The sequence below is a fragment of the Moorena sp. SIO3I8 genome (assembly GCF_010692325.1).
GTDB lineage: Bacteria > Cyanobacteriota > Cyanobacteriia > Cyanobacteriales > Coleofasciculaceae > Moorena.
The window spans coordinates 1-1,489 of sequence record NZ_JAAHHW010000375.1 but is presented as its reverse complement, the minus strand read 5'-3'; the positions used below and the strand labels follow the sequence as shown (position 1 = coordinate 1,489).

At 42.2% G+C, this 1,489-nt stretch carries 1 pseudogene; it reads right to left on the bottom strand.

Annotated elements, in window-relative coordinates:
* Positions 1 to 1,063 (bottom strand): annotated as a pseudogene (locus F6K51_RS37120) (transposase); the annotation flags it as partial.
* Positions 1,064 to 1,489 lie beyond the last annotated feature (426 nt).

Genomic DNA, 1,489 nt, shown 5'->3' with positions numbered 1-1,489 from the left:
CCTCCGATCTACCGCATTGACAAACATGGGTTCTAGTTGATAGAGATTTTTTAACTACTTCACCACAATTAGAACAATTTTGACTAGTATAGGCAGGGTTAACCGCAACAGTTACCTTGCCAAACTTATTGCCAAAATATTCCATCCATTTCCGGAATTGATACCAACCTGCATCATTAATAGACTTCGCAAGACAATGGTTTTTTACCATGTTATTGATCCTTAAATTTTCATAGGCGACCAAGTCGTTAGACCGGACTACGCAACGTGCAAGTCCCTTTGCATGTTCTATGCGCTACGCGCAGGCTTCGCCAACACGCTGCCTACTTATTTTAAGGTGTGTCTTGCCTAGCTTATTAATCGCTTTCTTACGGTTAGCAGAGCCTTTCTTTTTCCGAGAAACTCGACGCTGATAGAATTTTAGACGCTTTTCTCCCTTCCGATAAAAACGAGGATTAGGGACAGTATTGCCATTAGAATCGGTATAAAAGTCCTTTAAGCCAACGTCCAAACCAATAGTAGTACCTGTTGCTGAGACAGACTCATTAATATCAGTATTAATGCAAAACTGAACATAGTACCCATCGGCTCGACGGACTATCCTGACTCGTTTAATTAGCTTTTTGTCAAAGTGCCACAAGTCCCATGTTCCTTTGAGTTTGAGTTTTCCTATCCCTTTTTTGTCACTAAAAACAATAGACTTCTTGTCTGGGCATAATTTCCAGCCTGTAGTTTTGTATTCTACTGAGTGACAATGCTTTTTGAATCTAGGAAAACCCTTCTTGCCGGGCACTTTTTTCTTACAGTTATCGTAGAAGCGGACGATTGATGACCAAGCTCGTTCAGCACAGGCTTGACGAGCCATAGAGTTCAATTCATTGGCAAACGGGAACTGCTTCGCCAAAACAGTACAATATTTATTAAGGTCTAATTTTCCAACACCTTTATTGTCCATCCAATAGCGAATACAGCTATTGCGAACAAATTTAGCTGTTCTGATCGCCTCATCTATTGCTGAATATTGCTTTGGTTTCCCGTATGCTTTGAACTCTAAAACAATCATTATTATCGACCTTTTACTACCTATTTTATTCGACAACGGTCAGAGTAAGATTCCCGAATCCAAAAAATCTTTTTCTCACGGCGCGTCAAGCCCCTATCTCGCTGTCATCCCCGGTCTAAAGACACGGGGTTTTCAGCTTCGTAGAGTCTTGATAAAGTAATGATATTTTTTTCGGTTGAATACTTATCATGGAAGGTTATTCGTCAATTTAAAATTGAACATTGAAAGTAAGCATTCAGCATTCAGCAGTCAGCGGTCAGCTTATTTTATTCAAAAGCAATTAGTAGCGTGGCACAGGCTTTGGCCAAGGCCAAGGCCAAAGGCCAAGGCCAAAGGCCACGCTACGCGAATGGCCACGCTACGCGAATGGCCACGCTACGCGAATGGCCACGCTACGCGAATGGCCACGCTACGCGAATGGCCACG